This is a genomic window from Actinosynnema sp. NPDC023794 (assembly GCF_040639675.1).
Classification (GTDB): Bacteria; Actinomycetota; Actinomycetes; order Mycobacteriales; family Pseudonocardiaceae; genus Actinosynnema; species Actinosynnema luteola.
Map to the genome: position 1 here is coordinate 1 of NZ_JBFAFR010000101.1, position 1,184 is coordinate 1,184.

1 protein-coding gene is annotated in these 1,184 nt (G+C 68.3%); it reads left to right on the top strand.

Features of this window, described 5'->3' with window-relative positions:
- Positions 1-123: 123 nt before the first annotated feature.
- Positions 124-1,184 (top strand): IS630 family transposase (locus AB0H12_RS45175; RefSeq protein WP_499632964.1); only part of this gene is annotated, 1,061 nt, incomplete at its 3' end.

Here is a 1,184-nt window from a genome sequence, read left to right on the forward strand (position 1 = left end):
CTAGTGCGTTGACCACATACGTTCACCGGGTTGGAGACACGCCGGACAAGATCCCCGACGCCGGTTCGTGGTGATCCCATGCTCGGTGGTGACGTAGTCGCCGCCGAGCATGAGGACGGGTCGATGGCCGAGCCGGTCAGAGCACGTCGGTTAACCGAGGACGAGGGCCGCCGTCTGCTGAACTACGTGCGGCGGGGCAAGCAGGGCACGATCCGGATGCGCCGGGCGATGATCATCCTGGCGTCGTCGTCCGGAACACCCGCGCCGTCGATCGCGCGCCTGGTCGCCGCGGACGCCGACACCGTGCGGGACGTGATCCACGACTTCAACGCCCGCGGCCTGGCGGCGCTGGACCCTAGGTGGGCGGGAGGCCGTCCCCGCCTGATCAGCCCCGACGACGAAGCGTTCGTCGTGGCGACGGCCAAGGCCCGCCCCGCCAGGGCGGGACTGCCCTTCACCCGCTGGAGCCTGCGCAAACTCACCGCCCACCTGCACCGCAACCCCGATCGGCGGGTCCGCGTCGGCCGGGAACGATTACGTCAGATCCTGCGCCGACACGGGATCAGCTTCCAGCGCACCCGGACCTGGAAGACCTCCAACGACCCCGCCTTCGACGCCAAACTCGACCGCATCGACGAGGTTCTCACCAGGTTCCCGCAGCGGTGTTTCGCGTTCGACCAGTTCGGACCGCTGTCCATCCGCCCGCACCACGGCTCCGGCTGGGCACCGAAAACCCGGCCCGACCGGCTGCCGGCGACCTACCGGCGCACCCACGGCATCCGCTACTTCCACGGCTGCTACTCCGTCGGCGACGACCAGCTCTGGGGCGTGACCCGCCGTCGCAAAGGCGGCGATCACAGTCTGGCCGCCCTGAAATCGATCAGGGCGGCCAGACCCGACGGCGCACCGATCTACCTGATCATGGACAACCTGTCGGCCAACAAGACCCCCAAGATCCTTGGCTGGGCCGCCGACAACAACGTCGAGATCTGCCTGACCCCGACCTATGCCTCCTGGGCCAACCCCATCGAGCCGCAGTTCGGACCACTGCGCACCTTCGTCATCGCCAACTCCAACCACCCCAACCACACCGTTCTGGCCAGACGGCTCCAAGAACACCTGCGCTGGCGCAACGCCAACGCCCGCCACCCCGACATCCTCGACGCCCAACGCCGAGAACGAGC